This is a genomic window from Sphingopyxis sp. GC21 (genome assembly GCF_025727575.1).
Taxonomy (GTDB): domain Bacteria; phylum Pseudomonadota; class Alphaproteobacteria; order Sphingomonadales; family Sphingomonadaceae; genus Sphingopyxis; species Sphingopyxis terrae_A.
Genome location: NZ_CP095845.1, coordinates 2,118,604 through 2,136,540, shown reverse-complemented (window position 1 = coordinate 2,136,540; position 17,937 = coordinate 2,118,604). Strand labels below are relative to the sequence as shown.

14 protein-coding genes and 2 tRNA genes are annotated in these 17,937 nt (G+C 63.9%); 11 read left to right on the top strand and 5 right to left on the bottom strand.

Annotated elements, in window-relative coordinates; genetic code table 11:
* Positions 1–63: 63 nt before the first annotated feature.
* Positions 64–2,250 (bottom strand): excinuclease ABC subunit UvrB, encoded by a 2,187-nt coding sequence (uvrB, locus tag MU856_RS10310; RefSeq protein ID WP_263587487.1) that lies wholly within the window; start codon positions 2,248–2,250, stop codon positions 64–66.
* A gap of 53 nt (positions 2,251–2,303) precedes the next feature.
* On the opposite strand from uvrB, the gene MU856_RS10305 reads away from it, so the two are divergent.
* From MU856_RS10305 to MU856_RS10265, 9 genes are all read left to right on the top strand, one after another.
* Entirely contained in the window at positions 2,304–2,855 is a 552-nt protein-coding gene (locus tag MU856_RS10305; RefSeq protein WP_062900331.1) for a DUF3617 domain-containing protein, read from the top strand.
* Between the two features lie 519 nt (positions 2,856–3,374).
* Entirely contained in the window at positions 3,375–5,135 is a 1,761-nt protein-coding gene (locus tag MU856_RS10300) for a tetratricopeptide repeat protein (RefSeq protein WP_263587486.1), read from the top strand.
* Positions 5,136–5,357: 222 nt separating this feature from the next.
* Positions 5,358–5,594, top strand: coding sequence for an acyl carrier protein (locus tag MU856_RS10295; RefSeq protein WP_003039428.1), 237 nt, complete (start codon positions 5,358–5,360; stop codon positions 5,592–5,594).
* Positions 5,595–5,763: 169 nt separating this feature from the next.
* Positions 5,764–7,023 (top strand): beta-ketoacyl-ACP synthase II, encoded by a 1,260-nt coding sequence (gene fabF / locus MU856_RS10290; protein WP_058811978.1) that lies wholly within the window; start codon positions 5,764–5,766, stop codon positions 7,021–7,023.
* A gap of 129 nt (positions 7,024–7,152) precedes the next feature.
* Positions 7,153–8,085, top strand: coding sequence for an endolytic transglycosylase MltG (gene mltG, locus MU856_RS10285; protein ID WP_263587485.1), 933 nt, complete (start codon positions 7,153–7,155; stop codon positions 8,083–8,085).
* 2 nt (positions 8,086–8,087) lie between these two features.
* On the top strand, positions 8,088–8,849 hold the full coding sequence (locus MU856_RS10280; protein ID WP_263587484.1) for an alpha/beta fold hydrolase: 762 nt from the start codon (positions 8,088–8,090) through the stop codon (positions 8,847–8,849).
* A gap of 230 nt (positions 8,850–9,079) precedes the next feature.
* A complete protein-coding gene (locus tag MU856_RS10275; protein ID WP_062900328.1) occupies positions 9,080–9,565 on the top strand; it encodes a 2'-5' RNA ligase family protein in 486 nt (161 codons plus the stop codon).
* Between the two features lie 59 nt (positions 9,566–9,624).
* Positions 9,625–9,701: transfer RNA gene (locus MU856_RS10270), tRNA-Met, on the top strand.
* A gap of 158 nt (positions 9,702–9,859) precedes the next feature.
* On the top strand, positions 9,860–10,192 hold the full coding sequence (locus tag MU856_RS10265) for a DUF4102 domain-containing protein (protein WP_062902845.1): 333 nt from the start codon (positions 9,860–9,862) through the stop codon (positions 10,190–10,192).
* A 2-nt stretch (positions 10,193–10,194) separates the two neighbouring features.
* Here MU856_RS10265 and MU856_RS10260 read toward each other — a convergent pair whose 3' ends face one another.
* The 4 genes from MU856_RS10260 to MU856_RS10245 all read right to left on the bottom strand — a co-directional run bounded on the left by MU856_RS10260 (position 10,195) and on the right by MU856_RS10245 (position 15,681).
* Complete coding sequence (locus MU856_RS10260; protein WP_263587483.1) at positions 10,195–12,096, bottom strand: AsmA family protein; 1,902 nt, start codon at positions 12,094–12,096, stop codon at positions 10,195–10,197.
* A gap of 165 nt (positions 12,097–12,261) precedes the next feature.
* Positions 12,262–14,076, bottom strand: a complete 1,815-nt coding sequence (locus MU856_RS10255; RefSeq protein ID WP_263587482.1) for a DUF885 domain-containing protein — start codon at positions 14,074–14,076, stop codon at positions 12,262–12,264.
* 92 nt (positions 14,077–14,168) lie between these two features.
* Positions 14,169–15,410 (bottom strand): NAD(P)/FAD-dependent oxidoreductase, encoded by a 1,242-nt coding sequence (locus MU856_RS10250; RefSeq protein WP_217372451.1) that lies wholly within the window; start codon positions 15,408–15,410, stop codon positions 14,169–14,171.
* Between the two features lie 194 nt (positions 15,411–15,604).
* Positions 15,605–15,681 (bottom strand) — tRNA-Pro (locus MU856_RS10245).
* A 254-nt stretch (positions 15,682–15,935) separates the two neighbouring features.
* On the opposite strand from MU856_RS10245, the gene yajC reads away from it, so the two are divergent.
* Positions 15,936–16,265, top strand: coding sequence for a preprotein translocase subunit YajC (gene yajC, locus MU856_RS10240; protein ID WP_003050198.1), 330 nt, complete (start codon positions 15,936–15,938; stop codon positions 16,263–16,265).
* Between the two features lie 49 nt (positions 16,266–16,314).
* On the top strand, positions 16,315–17,928 hold the full coding sequence (gene secD / locus MU856_RS10235; RefSeq protein ID WP_186402382.1) for a protein translocase subunit SecD: 1,614 nt from the start codon (positions 16,315–16,317) through the stop codon (positions 17,926–17,928).
* The last annotated feature ends 9 nt before the right edge of the window (positions 17,929–17,937 follow it).

The window sequence follows — 17,937 nt, the reverse complement described above, 5'->3', positions numbered from 1 at the left end:
CCGCGCGTAAGGGGGAGACAAGGCTACTTGTCGGTTACAATCGGGCTTTGGTCGAAGGGGGCGTCAACGCCCCCACTTCGTCTTGCTCTGCTTCCCGAAGCGCCCCTTGCGCGTACCCGGCTTGCCCTCGTTCGAGCGGCCGACGCGCGGGGCGACCTGTTCGTCTGCGGGCAGGCCGAGTTCGTCGGCTTCGAGGCGGCGGATTTCGTCGCGCAGGCGACCGGCTTCCTCGAATTCCAGATCGGCGGCGGCGTCGCGCATCTTCTTTTCCAGCTCCTGGATATAGGCGCGGAGGTTGTGGCCGACCATATGCTGCGGCTGGTCGTCGCCGAGGTCGATGGTGACCTGATCCTTCGACGCGACATGCGCGATGATGTCGCCGATATTGCGCTTGATCGTCGTCGGCGTGATGCCATGTTCTTCGTTATACGCCTGTTGCTTGGCGCGGCGGCGGTCGGTTTCGCGCAGCGCGCGTTCCATGCTGCCGGTGATGCGGTCGGCATAGAGGATGACGCGGCCATCGACGTTGCGCGCGGCGCGGCCGATCGTCTGAACGAGGCTGGTTTCGCTGCGCAGGAACCCCTCCTTGTCGGCGTCGAGGATCGCGACGAGCCCGCATTCGGGAATGTCGAGGCCTTCGCGCAAGAGGTTGATGCCGACGAGCACGTCGAACACGCCGAGCCTGAGGTCGCGAATGATCTCGATGCGCTCGAGCGTTTCGACGTCGCTGTGCATGTAGCGGACCTTCAGCCCCGCTTCGTGGAGGAACTCGGTCAGATCCTCGGCCATGCGCTTGGTGAGCGTAGTGACGAGGGTGCGATAGCCCGCCGCGGCAGTTTTCTTCGCCTCGGCGATCAGATCGTCGACCTGCTCCTCGACCGGCTTGATCTCGACCGGCGGATCAATCAGCCCGGTCGGGCGGATCACCTGCTCGGCGAAAACGCCCTGGGTGCGGTCCATTTCCCACGTCCCCGGGGTTGCCGACACGCTGACCGTCTGGGGCCGCATCATGTCCCATTCGGCGAAGCGCAAGGGCCGGTTGTCGATGCAGGACGGCAGCCGAAAGCCATATTCGGCGAGAGTGATCTTGCGGCGATGGTCGCCCTTTGACATCGCGCCGATCTGCGGAATCGTCTGGTGGCTTTCATCGACGAACAGCAAGGCATTGTCGGGCAGATATTCGAACAAGGTCGGCGGCGGCTCGCCCGGCAGGCGGCCGGTCAGGAAGCGGCTGTAATTTTCGATCCCTGCACAGCTTCCGGTCGCGGCTATCATTTCGAGGTCGAAATTTGTCCGCTGTTCGAGCCGCTGCGCTTCGAGCAGCCGGCCCTCGGTTTCGAGTTCCTTTAGCCGCTCGGCGAGTTCGTGGCGGATCGCTTCGGTCGCCTGCTTCAGCGTCGGACCGGGTGTTACATAGTGGCTGTTGGCATAGACGCGCACATAGTTGAGGCTGGCGATCTTCTTGCCGGTCAGCGGATCGAATTCGGTGATCTCCTCGATCTCGTCACCGAAGAAGCTGACGCGCCACGCCATGTCCTCATAGTGCGACGGGAAAATTTCGAGGCTGTCGCCCCGGACGCGGAAATTGCCGCGCGCGAACGCCTGGTCGTTGCGCTTGTACTGGAGCGCGACGAGCTTGCGGATAATCTCTCCGCTGTCGACGACCTGCCCCTTCTTCAAATCGAAGATCATCGCCGAATAAGTCTCGACCGATCCGATGCCGTAAAGGCACGATACCGAGGCGACGATGATGACGTCGTCGCGTTCGAGCAGCGCGCGCGTCGCCGAGTGGCGCATGCGGTCGATCGCCTCGTTTACGCTGCTTTCCTTCTCGATATAGGTGTCGGACCGCGGCACATAGGCCTCGGGCTGGTAATAGTCGTAATAGCTGACGAAATATTCGACCGCATTGTTCGGAAAGAAGCTCTTGAACTCGCCATAGAGCTGCGCCGCGAGGATCTTGTTGGGCGCGAGGATCAGCGCCGGGCGCTGCAACTCCTCGATCACCTTCGCCATGGTGAAGGTCTTGCCCGATCCCGTGACGCCGAGCAGCACCTGATCGCGCTCGCCCTCCCTGGCGGTATCGACCAGCTCGCGGATCGCGGTCGGCTGATCGCCCGCCGGGGAATAGTCGCTGACCAGTTCGAACCGCTTGCCGCCCTCCACCTTGTCGGGGCGGGCGGGACGGTGCGGCACATAGTCCTGCGCCGTGTCGATTTCGTCGAGCGAGGTGCGAATCTGAATTGCCATCGCTGCCAATATGGTGAGGATGCCGCGCATCGGCAACGGCGGGAGTCTGGGTGATGTTCAAGCGCAATATTCTGATGGTGACGGGCGCGCTGCTCGCGCTGTCCGCATGCGACAGCGGCAAGGGCGTGTCGGCCAAGAATGAATCGGTCGAATCGGTGCAGAACAAAGTCGCCGATGCCGTCGCTTCGGGCGAGTTCATGAAGCCCGGCCAATGGGCCGGCACGGTGAAGATCACCGACATGACGATGCCCGGAATGGAAAAACTGCCGCCGCAGATGCAGGAGCAGATGAAGGCGCGGCTGGCACAGGGACACAGTTTCGAAAACTGCCTTACCCCCGAGGACGCGCGCGATCCGAAGGCGCGGATGGCGGAAAATTCGGGCGGCAAATGCACCTATGATCATTTCGAGATGGCGCATGGCGTGATCGACGCGAAGATGAGCTGCACCAGCGAAGCCGGTCCGCGCACGATGACGATGAAGGGCACCTACAGCGGCGACAGCTATGAGATGGAAATGGCGAGTACGGGGGAGGGCGAAGGCCCTGCGGGCATGTCGATGAAGATGCAAATGTCGGCCAAACGGACCGGCGCCTGCAAGGTCTGACGTGACGAGCGCAGACTTCGGCCGACGGCCCCATCTGGATCGCACTGGCGTGACGCTTGGGAGCGACCATTCTGCGGAATAGGGTAAGTGCGGACTTGCCGGGCGGGGTGCAGGTGGGGCTACAATCCCGCCCGGCGAAGTCACTTGTTCATGAGGCCTCGGGATATACCGGAGTGCGCCAGGGACCAGCTCGCGCGCTTCGATCCTGAAACCTCAATTGCCCGGCAGGCAAAGCCCGAACCGGGCCGTGACCGCGCAAGCGCGCATCACGACAATCGAACGATCTCATGGCGTCGGGGAAGATGACAGTAACATGGGGTCACGTTGCGGCATGTCGCCCAAAATTAGGATTTCCTTAATCTTTTCGTCCTGTTCTTTCACCTCTCCGAGGCGGGTTAAACCCGGCGAAATATGGCCAATCCGGGCTGTTACCGTTACATTGAAACAAATATGGCTGGCCGCATTCATCGATTTGCGTATCTAGCGGACAGACCCCGCCAGAGGGTATAAGAGGGTTGCATGGACCGCGCGAAAGCGAACAAGACACTCGAGGCCGGCGAAACCGACCAGATCATCGCCGAGGAGTTCGAGAGGCTCCGCGAGTCCCAGTTGTTCCTGCGCTCGCCGGTCTTGTCACGCCTGCTGCAATATCTGGTCGAACACCGGCTTCGCGGCGGCCGCAGCGCCCCCAAGGCCTATGCGATCGCGACCGAGGCGCTGGGGCGTAACGCCGATTTCGACCCGGCGGTCGACAGCTATCCACGCGTGATGGTGGGCCGCCTGCGCAATCTGCTCGACCGTTATTATGCTGAAACGCCGTGGGTTCATCGCCTGCGCGTGCCGCAGGGCAGCTACGAGATCGTGGTGCAGCACCGCACCGCACCGCCGGCACGTAGCGCCGCTGTAACCCCTGGTGTCGGCGAAGAGGCGGTGGCTGCGGAGGCGGGCGGGGCCGGTGTGACGTCAATGCGTCATCCCGGCGTTGGAGCGCCATCGTCGCGGGCGCGCTGGTGGACGGTGCTGGTCATTGTCGCGGTTGCCATGCTGGCGGGCGGTTGGTGGCTTGCCGGCAACTGGCAGCGGATGTTCGCGCCTTCGGCGGTGCCGCCGCCGCTGCTTGAGATTGCGCTTCCGCAATCGGGGAGCACTCCCGTTTCGCGCGCGCTGGCCCGCGCGCTCGACGGGCGGCTGCGCGACGGCTTGCGCCGTTTCGACCTCGTCGATCTGCGCAGTGCAGCGTCGGCGGGCAAGCCCGATACAGCTCAGCGCCCCGATTATCGCCTCGATGTTTCGCTCGTCCGCACGCTCGCGGGGCCGGCCGATGTCACGCTGGTCCTCAACCGCGTTTCCGATCAGCGTACCATCTGGTCGCAGCAATTTCACCTGACCCAAGATCAGATGCCTGGATTCGAGGCAATCGACCCTGCGATTGCCCAGATTGCTGGCGATTATGGCGTGATCGTTCGCGATCAGTTGGCGCGGCAGCCGGAGAATTTTGCGCCCGGCTATCCGTGCCTGGCGCAGTTCAACCGGCTGCGGCAGTTGCGCAACAAGGACACCGCGAAGAAGGTCGATGCCTGCCTGCGCGCGACGATCTTTCGCGATCCGCGCAACGCCGCGGCGCTGTCCGCGCTGTCGCTCGTCCGCTTCGGGGATTGGCAGCCGCTGCGCGGCACACCGGCGGGCGACAAGGCCTATGCCGAAGCCGTCTCGCTCGCACAGCGGGCCTATGACACCGGCGCCGAAACCGCGGCGGCGACCTTCGCGATGGCGCGCGCACAATATTATGGCGGCAATTGCCGCGGCGGCGTTGGCCTTGGCGATGCCGCGGTACGGCTCAACCCCTATGACGCCGACACGGCCGGATTCCAGGGCGTGTTCAAGATTGCCTGCGACCAGCCCCTAGAGGGCATTGCGCTGCTCGAACGGTCGCTGGCGCTCGACGCGTCGGCGCCAGGCGTCCCGGCGGTCACGCTCGCCTTCGTCTATTCTCAGCAGGGGCGGCAGGACGACGCGCTGGCTGTCCTCGATCATATGCCATCGACCAGCACCATGGAGCCGCAATATACGATGGTCCGGGCCATCGTTTTTGCGCGGCAGGGAAAGGTCGATGAAGCGCGCGGCCTGTGGCGGCATCTGCTCGATTACACGCGCCAGCCGCAGGATGCGCCACCCGAAAAGGTGCTGCGCCAGTTCATGATAAATCCCGAAGTGATCCGGCGTGCGTCGCAGGCGCTGCGGGAATCGGGGGTAGTGGCACCGCAGCCGGTCGCGCGATGAACGGTGCGCCTGGCGCTTGAAGGCCGCGGTGCCGTTTCCTATTTATGCGGTGGTTGCCCAGGGGACGAAAGGGGGAGGCGTCTGCACCCGCCGCGCGGCAGGAAAGGGCGGGTTGATGCGAGCTTCGGCGCCCACAACGCGCCAGCCCTCTTGCCAGCCCCGCCGACGGACACTAGGGCAAATCCCAACATTCACGAGACAGTCAGAAAAAAGGAACTGTGCATGAGCGATTCGGCCGAAAAGGTTAAAAAGATCGTCGTCGAACATCTGGGCGTCGAAGCCGACAAGGTCACCGAAGAAGCGAGCTTCATCGACGATCTGGGCGCTGACAGCCTCGACATCGTCGAACTGGTGATGGCGTTCGAAGAAGAATTCGGTGTCGAAATTCCCGATGACGCGGCGGAAAAGATCGCCACCGTCAAGGACGCGATCGACTACATCGAAGCGAACAAGGGCTAAAGCGGTCCGGTCCGGCACAGCCGGACGCGGCGGCGACGCTGCCCACGCGTTTCCGGCTTCCCGGTCCCGAGCGCTCGCGCGCAGTGGCCGGGAAGCTTTTTTTATGGGCATGCCCCGACAAGAATGATGCCGGGTTCCGCAAGGGCCGGAACCGACGAAAGGAAAGTCTATGCGCCGGGTTGTGGTGACGGGTTTGGGATTGGTGACGCCGCTGGGCGGAGACGTCGAAACCAGTTGGGCCAATCTGCTTGCCGGGAAGTCGGGCGCGGGAACGATCACCCGCTTCGACGCCTCCGACCAGAAATGCACGATCGCGTGCGAGGTCAAGCCGGCCGACCATGAATATGGCTTCGACGCCAACAAGCGCGTCGACCACAAGGTGCAGCGGCAGGTCGATCCCTTCATCATCTATGGCATCGACGCCGCCGGACAGGCGCTCGAAGACGCCGGGCTGACCGAGATGGACGATGAGACAAAGCTGCGCGCCGGCTGCTCGATCGGGTCGGGCATCGGCGGCCTGCCGGGGATCGAGAGCGAAAGCCTGCTGCTCGCCGAAAAGGGGCCGGGCCGTGTCAGCCCGCACTTCGTCCACGGCCGCCTCATCAACCTGATTTCGGGTCAGGTCAGCATCAAATACGGCCTGATGGGGCCGAACCATGCGGTCGTCACCGCCTGCTCGACGGGCGCCCATTCGATCGGCGACGCGGCGCGGATGATCAAGGATGGCGATGCCGACATCATGCTCGCCGGCGGATCGGAATCGACCATCTGTCCGATAGGCATTGCAGGCTTTGCACAGGCGCGCGCGCTCAACATGAGCTACAACGACCGCCCCGAACAGGCGAGCCGCCCCTATGACAAGGATCGCGACGGCTTCGTCATGGGCGAAGGCGCCGGCGTCGTCGTGCTCGAGGAATATGAACATGCCAAGGCGCGCGGCGCCAAGATCTACGCCGAAGTCGTCGGCTATGGCCTTTCGGGCGACGCCTATCATGTCACCGCGCCGCACCCCGACGGTTTCGGCGCCTATCGGTCGATGGAAATGGCGCTGAAGAAGGCGGGAATGACGCCCGCCGACATCGATTATATCAACGCCCATGGCACGTCGACGATGGCCGACACGATCGAACTCGGCGCGGTGAAGCGCCTGTTCGGCGACGCGATCGGCGATGTATCGATGAGCTCGACAAAATCGGCGATTGGCCATCTGCTCGGCGGTGCCGGCGCGGTCGAGACGATCTTCTGCATCCTCGCGATCCGCGACCAGATCGTGCCGCCCACGCTGAACCTCGACAATCCCGACGAGGGGACCGAGGGCGTCGACCTGGTGCCGCACAAGGCGAAGAAGCGCGCGGTGAAGGCCGCGCTCAACAACAGCTTCGGTTTCGGCGGCACCAATGCGAGCGTGATCGTCAAGGCACTCGACTAACCCATGTCGTCATGCTGAACTTGTTTCAGCATCCATGACCCGCACTCTCCTTTGGCGCTGCGTCGATGGATGAGGCAGGCCGTGGACCCTGAAACAAGTTCAGGGTGACGAAAGAAGTGAGGTTGGAATTTGGCTCGGATAATCCTCACATTCTTTCTCGCGCTGCTGCTTGCGGCCTGCTCCGGCGGCGCGCCGCGCGATACCGTGGTCGTTATTCCGCCCGGTGCCAGCATCGCCAAAGCGGGCGAAATATTGGAAAAGGCGGGCGCAACCTCGGCCTCCGGCTTTCGCAACCGCGCGCGCCTCTTCGGTTCCGACGCTCCGATCAAGCCCGGTGAATATGAGGTGAAGAAGGGCATGGGCGCCGGCGACATCCTGCGGATGATGCAGGAAGGCCGAACCGTCCAGCGATTCGTGACCGTCCCCGAAGGCATGCCGTCGATCATGGTGTGGGAGCGGCTGATGGCCGAGCCGCGCCTGACGGGAACGGTCGCGGTGCCCGCCGAGGGCAGCGTGCTGCCCGACACCTATGCCTTTACCACCGGCGAGAGCCGTGCAGCCGTGGTTGCGCGGATGCAGGCGGCGATGACCAAGACCTTCGACGCGCTCTGGGCCAAGCGGAGCCCGCGCACCGCGGCAAAGGACCGCAACGAAGCGATCACGCTGGCGTCGATCGTCGAAAAGGAAACCGGGGTTGCGGCGGAGCGCCGCACGGTCGCCGGCGTCTATACCAATCGCCTCGCCATCGGGATGCGTCTGCAGGCCGATCCGACGATCATCTATCCGATCACCAAGGGCAAGCCGCTCGGTCGCCGCATCCTGCGCTCCGAAATCCAGGCGGTGAACGGTTATAATACCTACGCCATGGCCGGGCTTCCCAAGGGGCCGATCGCCAATCCCGGCAAGGCGTCGATCGCCGCAGTGCTTGACCCCGAGCCCAATGAGTATCTCTATTTCGTTGCGAAGGGCGACGGTGGCCACGTCTTTGCGCGCACCCTGTCCGAGCATAATGCCAATGTGCAGAAATGGTATGAACTGCGCCGCGACAGGGGGGAGATGTAGCGATGACCGGGGGAATGACTGCAAAGCTTTTCCTGCACGGCGTTCCCGACAGTCCGGCAATCTGGAGTCCGCTGCTGGATGCTCTGGCGCTGGGTGATACACCGGTTGCCGTTCCTGCGCTTCCCGGCTTCACCGGGCCGCTTCCCGCCGGTTTCGCTGCGACGAAGGAGGCCTATGCCGATTGGGCGACCGGCGAGGCCGCGGCGCTGGCGGCCCAGCATGGTCCCATCGATATCGTCGGTCACGACTGGGGGGCGCTGATTGCGCAGCGCGTCGCGATGCTGCGCCCCGACCTGATCCGGAGCTGGGCGGTTTCCAATGCGGTGATCGATCCCGACTATCGCGGTCACCGGGTCGCGCGCATCTGGAACACGCCGCTGCTGGGCGAAGCTTTCATGGCGATCAGTCGTCCCGGCGCGCTTGCCCGCGGACTGATCGATCAGGGCGTTCCAGCCGACATCGCGCAGGAAGAAGCGGCGCAGTGGGCGCTCAAGGACAAAAGGCGCGCGATACTGAAACTCTATCGGTCGGCGCATGGGCTCAGCTTCGCGCACGGCTGGGCGCTCGACCTGGGCCGCCTGCCGCGCGCGGGGATGCTCGTCTGGGGGGCGGGCGACCCCTATGTCGAGCTTTCGGTGGCACAGCGGTTCGCGGCGAATCGGGCGATGCCGCTGACGATCGTCGGGGATGCGGGACATTGGGCGATCGCCCAGCGGCCGCACGCGGTTGCGGCGGCGCTTCACGCTTTCTGGAACAGCCTGTAAGCGCACCCGAATTTTTCTGATCGTTTCGGGCGATCATTCTGAACCAATTAATCGATTGGATGCCGGGCGCGCTTGGGCGCAGAGGCTGCTGCAGCGAGAAAGGGCGTCCCATGGACGACAGCGAACTCCCCTCCCGAGCTCACCGTCCATCCCATCTCGCAAGCGGCGGCGCGGACACCCCCCCTCCCGCTCGCGTCGCTGACGCCGCGCCCATCGTCATCACTGGAACGATGGGCGCGGCCGATCAGCGCTACTTCGATGCGCTGCGCCGCGCGCATTTCCCGCCCGAACGCAATTACCTCTCGGCGCATATCACGCTTTTCCATCATCTGCCGCCGTCGCTGCTCGAGGAACTTGCGGCTCTGTTCCGCGCCATCGCCGCTGATACGCCGCCGCCGCGCGCCGTCGTGTCGGCCGTCTATTCTCTCGGGCGCGGGGTTGCGTTTCGGATCGACAGCCCGGACCTGATCGCGATCCGGGCGCGCATTGCCGATCGCTTTGCGGCACTGTTGACGCCGCAGGATCAGGCGACGCCGCGTCTGCATGTCACGGTGCAGAACAAGGTTTCTCCGGCCGAGGCGCGCGCCTTGCTTGCCGACCTCGCGCGCAACTTTCGTCCGCGGCCGGTCGAAATCACCGGAATCGCGGCCCATCACTACCGCGGAGGCCCGTGGGAGGCGGCATTCGCAAGGAATTTTCGCGGGCCGCGCGCATGATATTGACCGGACGCATGGTGCATCCTATAGGCGCCGCTCGCCCACGGGCGGTCTTTCGGGGCGGAGTAGCTCAGCAGGTTAGAGCAGCGGAATCATAATCCGCGTGTCGGGGGTTCGAGTCCCTCCTCCGCTACCAAGTCCGAATCATCTTCAAACCTAGCATTTCCGGCAGTTTTCTGCCATTCGTCGAAGTGCTGCCAATGGCGACACATCTTCGTCCAAAAGCGCGTTGCCTGGACAAATCACATCGGATTTGAACCTGCTTGGACACATCTTTTGCGAGAATTCTTGCGAATGTTCCATGGCCTCGATTCCTTCGAGGTCATCATGGACAAACCCGTGAAACTGACTTCCGCTCATATCGAGCGGCTCAAGGGTGGCGCGCTAGCCGACCGGGAAGTCCCGAGCCTGTCTGTCGTTGTCGCTGCACATGAAAGAAAGCAGCGGCGCTTCAAGCGCCTTGGGGCCGGAACGAAGAAAACCGTCGAACTGATCTTGGGAGCTCACCCGGCATTTTCAATCGACGAAGCTCGAGAATGGGCCGCGTCGCTCAGCAGGGTCAAAATGGTCTGGCCCCTTCGCCGTCTTGGTACGCCGTTGGGTTGCGTTCCGAACCCGGGGTCCTGACCCTAGCGTAGCGCCTCGGCGGCAAGTGCGCGGCAGTTGACCGTTCCGGGCTTGGGAAGCGGCGCATCGCGCTGCGGGTCCTTATGCAGGCCGAGCGCCGCGCCGATCGACCGCGTCACAGCCCCGAATAGACCGCCGCCCGATTTCTTTCCCGGCGGCGCGAAATCGATGGTGGGCTGCGACAGCGTTCCCTCGACCTTCACCGGGTCGACGAGCTTGAGATCCGGCTTTTCGCTCCCCGCGCCATTCATGGCCAGCGCGATGCGCTCACCATCGAGGTTTATCTGGCCGCGCCCGCGCGCCCGGGCGATGGTGGTGTCGATGACCAGCGGGGCGGGCGTCAGCAGCCCGTCCTTGGCCGAGAAGGCGAGGATCGCGCACCGGATCGGTGTCATTGCCTCGTCGTCGCCTAGTTTCTGTCCGATCGCTCCGCCAAGATCCTGCGCCATCACATAAGCCGCAGCGCGGTTCATTGCGCCGCCACTGGCAACGAACGCGATCTTCCCGTTCCCCGAAGCGAAGGCCTGGCGGACGGTGTCGCCGCGTCCCGAAATCCGAACCAGCCCGCGCACGGGGCCGCGGATCATGTCGGGCTGACCGACAAAATCGTCGAAGCTGGCTCCGTCGATACGCAATTCGGTCGTCAGCAGGGGAACCTTGCCGCGGGAATCGACCCTTATCCGGCCGCTCATAGTGCCGCGCCCAAGCTGTGCGACGGCCTTGTCGAACGTCAATATCCGATGGTCGAGCGACAGCTGGCCCTTGAGGCTTTTGAACACCGACCCGCCCTTCACGAGCAACTGATGGATCGTGATGCGGATGACACCGTCGGTCGGCCCCATTTTCGCAAGATTGATCCGCGTGTCGGGAAAGATGCGCGGGCCGATGCGCGCTTCCTGCGCGCGTGCTGCCGCAAGTCCGGCGTCGTCGGCCAGATCGTCGAAGTCCAGCCGGGGCGCATCGATGCTGGCGTCGATCCTGGTGCGACCGTCGCGCTTCAGTATCTTCGCGGTGGCGGCAATCGTCGAACGACCGATGCGCCCGTCGAGCTTGTCGATAAACCAGTCGGTCCCGTCGCGGCGCACCGCGCCGTCAAGGTCGATCGCCTGGGTACCGAACAGCCCCGCCTCGATAATATAGTCGAGTTGCTTGAGGCTGGTACCGCGCGCCGCCATCCGCATGGTCATATGCGCGGTGTCGAGGGGGGCGGCCATCGTGCCCGACGCGCGTAGCCGGAGCAGGTCCGACGTCAGTTCGGCGGAAAAGGGCCAGCGGCCATCGGCGTCTGGGGTCCAACGCGCCGCCGCGCCAAGCTTCGCGGCGGCACCGTTGAATTGCCCTTCGGCGGCGATTGCGAGACCTTTGGCGTCCTTGGCTTCGATCGTTCCGGCGATATCAAGGCGGCGCTTGGCATCCTTCAGCGTAAAGCGGCCCTCATTTATCCGAACGGTGCCGATGGCAGGCGGCGGCGAACTGTCCGAACCGCCGGGCCGAGGGCCACCCCAATTGCTCCGCCCTTCGGCATCGCGCACCAGCGCCAGCGACAGCCCGTCGATATCGATCGAGCGCGGCGCAATCGTCCCGGTCAGAAGCTTAAGGATGGGCAGACGGATGCGCAGGCGTCCTATCGTCGCCATGTCGCCGCGTCCCGCCCAGGCGGGCTGCCCGATGCGGACGCTGCGGGCTTCGATCTCGGGGGAGAAGGAGAAAACATCCTTTCTCTCCAGCGCCCCGATATGAACGGGCGCGCCGAATTTTTCGCTCAGGCGCGCCTCGGCCGTCCCGCGCAGCATTCCCACCGGAAAGGTCGCGAGCAGCAAAGCGGCGAGAAGAACCACTCCCGCGGCGACGACAAGGGCCACGCGCGCTTTGCGCGACAGGTGCGGCAGAGCGGGGCGGTTCACGCGGTTCGCTCGCAAGCGCGAACGGTCGGGGAGGTTATCGAAAACATGCGTCTTCGATATGCGGGAGCGAGCGCAAGGTTCCTTGCGCGCCATTGATGGTCGTTCGCGGGCGCCGGCGCCGTTCCCCACGCGCCGCGGTGAGGCGAGGCGCGCGGGGAGGTGCGACTATTGCTTGTGCGCGGCGATGTAGCGCTCGACCTGTTCTTCCAGGATGTCGAGCGGCAGCGCGCCTTCGCTTAGAACGGCCTCGTGAAAGTCGCGAATGTCGAAACGCGGGCCGAGTTCGGTTTCGGCGCGTTTGCGAAGTTCGGCGATCTTGAGCTGGCCGACCATGTAGCTCGTCGCCTGGCCCGGCCAGTTGAAATAGCGATCGACTTCGCGCGCAATGTCGGTGTCCGATACCGAGCTGTTGGCCTTGAAATAGGCGATGGCCTGTTCGCGCGTCCAGCGCTTCGAATGGATGCCGGTGTCCAGAACCAGCCGGATCGCGCGCCACACCTGAAGCGACAACATGCCGAAGCGGTCATAAGGCGTCTTGTAAACGCCCATCTCGTCCGCAAGCCGCTCCGAATAGAGGCCCCAGCCTTCCATATAGGCGCCATAACCGCCGAATTTCCGGAATTTGGGTATGCCGGTCAGCTCTTGCTGGCGCGCGATCTGGAAATGATGGCCAGGTGCCCCTTCATGCGCGGCGATCCCGGCGACCTGCACCTTCTGCGTCTGGTTCATGTCGACAAGATTGACATAATAGATGCCAGGCCGCGTCCCGTCCGCCGACGGCGGGTTGTAGAAGGCGGTCGACGCCGTGGCCTCACGCCATTTCTCGACCGCCCGCACTTCGAGCGGCGCCTTGGGCAGAACGCGGAAATAGCGCGGTGCGGCCTCCATTACCGAGGAGATGACGGCGCGCGCGTCGGCCAGATAGGTTTCGCGGCCCGCATCGGTATTCGGATATTTGAACTTGGGGTCGGTGCGGATGCTGTCGAAAAATTCGGCGAGGGTGCCCTTGAAGCCGACCTCGCGCATCACGGCTTCCATTTCTTTGTGGATAGCCGCGACTTGTGCGAGGCCAAGTGCGTGAATCTCGTCCGCGGTAAGATTTGTCGTCGTCGAGCTCTTGAGGCGGTCCGCATAATAGGCCGCGCCATCGGGAAGGTGCCAGGCACCGAAATTGCCTGTCGATTTGGGTTCGATCTCGTCGATCGCGGCGATCAATGTCTCATAGCCATGCTTGAAGGGGCCGGTGAGGGCCGCGCTGGCATCCGCGAGCAGTTTTTCCTTCGTCGCCACCGGCGCATCGAGCGCGCTGACTTTTTTGCGGAAGTCGGCCATCAGCGTTGAATCGCCGCCGCCGTCGAACGGGGCACCGGCAAGGATTTTGAGTGCATCAGCGCGGGCGGGAGCGAAATTGACCTTGTTGGGGATGATCCCCGCCGCCGCCTGGTCGCGCATTCGCGCCGCGACTTCGCGCATGACGCGGTCGGTGTCGCGCAGTCGTGCGATATAGGCTTCGGCGTCTGCCACGCTGTCGATCTTGTGATTGTTGATCAGCAGAACGGGGATGTCGCCCGCGGGGCTGCCATTGGTCGACACGGGAAAACGCAGTTTGCGGAAGCGAAGCGATTCGCGGCCGCGCTCGACTTCATATTCGAACAGTCGATAGCTCACCCGCGCGCTTTCACCGAGCTGGTCGGGCTTGAAATGGGCGTGCATGGCTTTGAGCTGCGTTTCGGCCAGCGCCTGCTCCCGCAATGCCGCCGCATCGCTATAGTCATCGAGCCGGTCGTAGTTGGTTTTGAGGCCAAGCTGCGTTTGCGATTCCGGGCTGAGCGTCAGGCGCGCGTCGAAAGCCTGATCGAGAAATTGCAACAGCGCGGCATCCTGCGCTCGGGTCTGTGACGCGGTTTGGGCAAATGCCGGGGCGTTGGCGGCGATCGGGACGACGGGCAGCAGCATCAGGGCAACGGCAAGGCGCATCATATTCTCCTGTTGAACGAAGGACCTTGTTGCCCAAGGTCCGAGGATGCGCAATTATATTTCCGTTGGCGGTGAAGCCGTGCAGGTGTTGGCGTTCAGAAAGATCGGTGAAAGCTGAACAGGTCGGCGTCGGGATCGCGATCGCCGCAGATGGTGCTGCGCAGGATTTGAGCCGCCATCATCGAAAAAGTGATTCCGTTGCCGCCATAGCCCATCGCCGCATAGCAATTGGGCATGCGCGGTATGCGTCCCACCGTCGGGATACCGAGCGGACTGTTGCCGAAGCTTCCGGCCCAGGCATAAGCGGGCGTGGGGTCGATAGCGGGAAGCAGCGCCCCGAGCTTGCGGGCGAGCGTTTTCGCCTTGTCCGCAATCTTCGCGTCGCGCGCCGTCGCATCGGAAATATCCTCGTCTTCCCCGCCGCAGATGACGCAGCCGTCAGGGGTTGTGCGAATGTAGAGATAGGGGTCGGACGCCTCCCATATCATGGCCGCGTCGCGCCAGATCCGCTGCGGTTGCGGACGCGTCGCGATCGACCAGGTCGACATAATGTAATTTCCCTTTTTCGAGATGCCTTTCAGCATCTCGTAGCCGGTTGCGAAGACGGCGTGCGCCGCGGTGATCGTGGCCCCGCCGTCGATCTGAAGCTGGACGCCGCTGTCGTTGCTATCCACGCCGATCACCTCGGCAGGCGCGTATAGGCGCATCCCGCGCTCCTGCGCGACCTGCAGATAGGCCGCGGCCAGGCGTCGCGGATCGGCCGAGTAATTGCCGTACCCGACGATCGCATGGCGCCTGCTGATCCCGTAGCGTCGCTCGACCTCGGCAGGGCCGATATATTCGATCTCGAAACCCGCATTGCGCCGGGCATCCGCTTCGACGGCGAGCGCGGCCGGGTCGAGAATATTGCCGTCGAGATACAGCGTAGAGCGCGTGGCAGCGCCGACATCGAGACCAAGGCGTTCGGTTCGTTCGCGCAAGGCGTCGACCGCCAGCCGCGAGCGGCGCCAGATCCGCGTTGCGCGTTCCGTGCCGATCCGCCGGGCCATTTGCGAGAGCGGGAGGTCGATCTCATATTGCAGCATCGCGGTTGACGCGGCGGTCGATCCTGCGGCGGGGCCGCGACGATCCACGACCACCACGCCGAGCCCGGCGTCGCTGAGCGTCTCCGCAATCAGCGCGCCCGATATGCCGGCGCCGACGACCGCCACGTCGCAGCGCAGCGATCGTGCAAGCCCTTTGATTGCAAGCGGGAGGCGACGGTGGCGGAGCCAGATCGGGCGCCCCGTTCGCAGATCGCGATGCTGGGTGACCGAAGGCTCGGACACGCGGGTCATCGCGCCATCGCCCTGAGTGGTTGGCCCTTGATGGGGAAGGCGACTGCCGAACGGAGGTTGACCAAGAGTCCGACGAGGCGAAGCGAGGGGTGCATAACCGTCGCATACTCGCGGCCGCGCGCGCTGGTTCCCACGGGCGGAGCAATGGCGCGCAGATGCAGCGAGCGCTTTGCGATATGGTTTTGCAGTAAATTTGGTCGGGACGAGAGGATTCGAACCTCCGACCCCCACACCCCCAGTGTGATGCGCTACCAGGCTGCGCTACGTCCCGACCGGCCCTTTCGGGCAGGCGAGGCCCCTAGCGCGGCTTTGCTGGCGATGCAAGCGGCGATGGGCATTTGCCGGTGTTTCTTTCGGCGGGCTTGATCGCGCCGTCGTCGACCCCATCTGGCGGGGAGCTTGCCGTGGGGGAGGGGCGCAGCGACGGTTGCGCGGGACGCCCCTGCGTGATAGGCGCCGCGCTTATTTTTGCGCGGTCCTTCCATGGGGAGAGGCCGCGCCACGGTAACGGAAAGTCTTTCATTCATGTCGACCCAATTGCTTCTGACCCAGGCGGCCGGATCGGGGGGCGGGGCAGCCGGCTTCATCATGCTGGTGCCCTATCTTTTGATCTTCGTCGTATTCTGGTTCTTCCTCATCCGTCCGCAACAGGTGCGCATGAAGGAGCATCGCGCCAAGATCGCATCGGTGAAGCCGCGCGATCAGGTCGTCACCGGCGGCGGGATTGTCGGCAAGGTGACGCGCGTCGACGATGATTTCGCCGATGTCGAAATCGCCCAGGGCGTGAAGATCAAGATCGTGAAGTCGACGATCTCCGACGTCCTCCAGCCGGGCGCCAAGCCCGCCAACGACTGACGCGCCGGCGTCGGGGAACCGGCGCCGCTCAGACCATCGGAACCCCGTCATGCTCGATTTCCCGCGCTGGAAAGTCATTGGCATCAGCGTCATCCTGGCGCTTGGTGTCATCTTTTCCATTCCCAGCTTCCTTCCCCAAAAGCAGTTCGAAAGCCTGCCGTCCTTCGCGCAGATGAAGGTCAATCTGGGCCTCGACCTTGCAGGGGGCAGCCACTTGCTGCTCGAGGCCGATCTTGGCGATCTCCAGAAGACGCAGCTTGCCAATATGGAAAAGACCGTGCGCACCGCGATGCGCGGCGAGCGGGGACCCGATGACGATATCGCAATCGGCGAATTGTCGACCGCGGGCGGCAAGATCAGCTTTCTGGTCCGCGATCAGGCGCAGCTCGACGAAGCGCGCGAGCGGCTATTCCGCGAGACGCAGGGTGCGGGGCTGACCGGCCAGCGCGACTGGACGATCGATGTCGTCGATACGACGCGCATCGTGATGACGCCGACCAAGGCGGGTCAGGCGCAGGCCATCAGCCGTGCGATGGATACCGCCCGCGACATTATCGACAAGCGCGTCAACGCGCTCGGCACGCGCGAGCCGACGATCATCCGTCAGGGCGACGACCGGATCGTCGTGCAGGTGCCGGGCCTTCAGGACCCGCAGCAATTGAAGGATCTGATCGGCAAGACCGCGCGGCTCGAATTCCGCATGGTCGATGCCAATGCCGATCCCAACGAAGTCGCCGCGGGGCGCGTCCCGGTCGGCAGCGAGGTCGTTCCCTATTCGCCTGACGCCGGCAATGGCGTGCCGTTCGAAGTATTGCGCCGCCAGGTCATGATCAGCGGCGACCAGCTTATCGACGCCAAGCAGAGCTATGATCCGCAGAGCGGCCTGCCGGTCGTCACCATCCGCTTCGATTCGGGTGGGTCGGCGACCTTCGCCAAGGTGACGGCGCAGAATGTGGGCAAGCGCTTTGCCATGGTGCTCGACGGCCGGGTGCTGTCGGCGCCGTCGATCAACGAGCCGATCCTGGGCGGTAGCGCGCAGATTTCGGGCAATTTCACCGTCGCAAGCGCAAATGCGCTGGCGATTTCGCTGCGATCGGGAGCACTGCCCGTCAAGATGGCCGTCGTCGAAGAGCGGACGGTGACGCCCGAACTCGGCGCCGATTCGATCCGCAAGGGCGCGATCGCCGGGATCATCGCGACGGTCGCGGTGCTGGCGTTCATGATCGTCGTCTATGGCCGCTTCGGCATCTACGCGAACGTCGCGCTCTTCTTTAACATCTTCCTGATCGTCGCGATCATGGCCGCCTTCAACGCGACGCTGACGTTGCCCGGTATCGCGGGATTCGTACTCACGATCGGCGCCGCGGTCGATGCCAACGTGCTGATCAACGAACGTATCCGCGAAGAATTGAAACGCGGGCGACGCGTTTTTCAGGCGGTCGAGCTGGGCTACAAGGAAGCCAGTCGCGCGATTTTCGACGCCAATATCACCAACGTCATTGCCGCCGCGCTGATGTTCTGGTTCGGCACCGGGCCGATCAAGGGCTTCGCGGTTGTGCTGACCATCGGCATCGTGACCAGCGTTTTCACCGCAGTTACCGTGACCCGCATGTTCGCCGCGCACTGGGTGCACAAGACGCGTCCGGCGTCGCTGAATATTTGATAGAGGGAC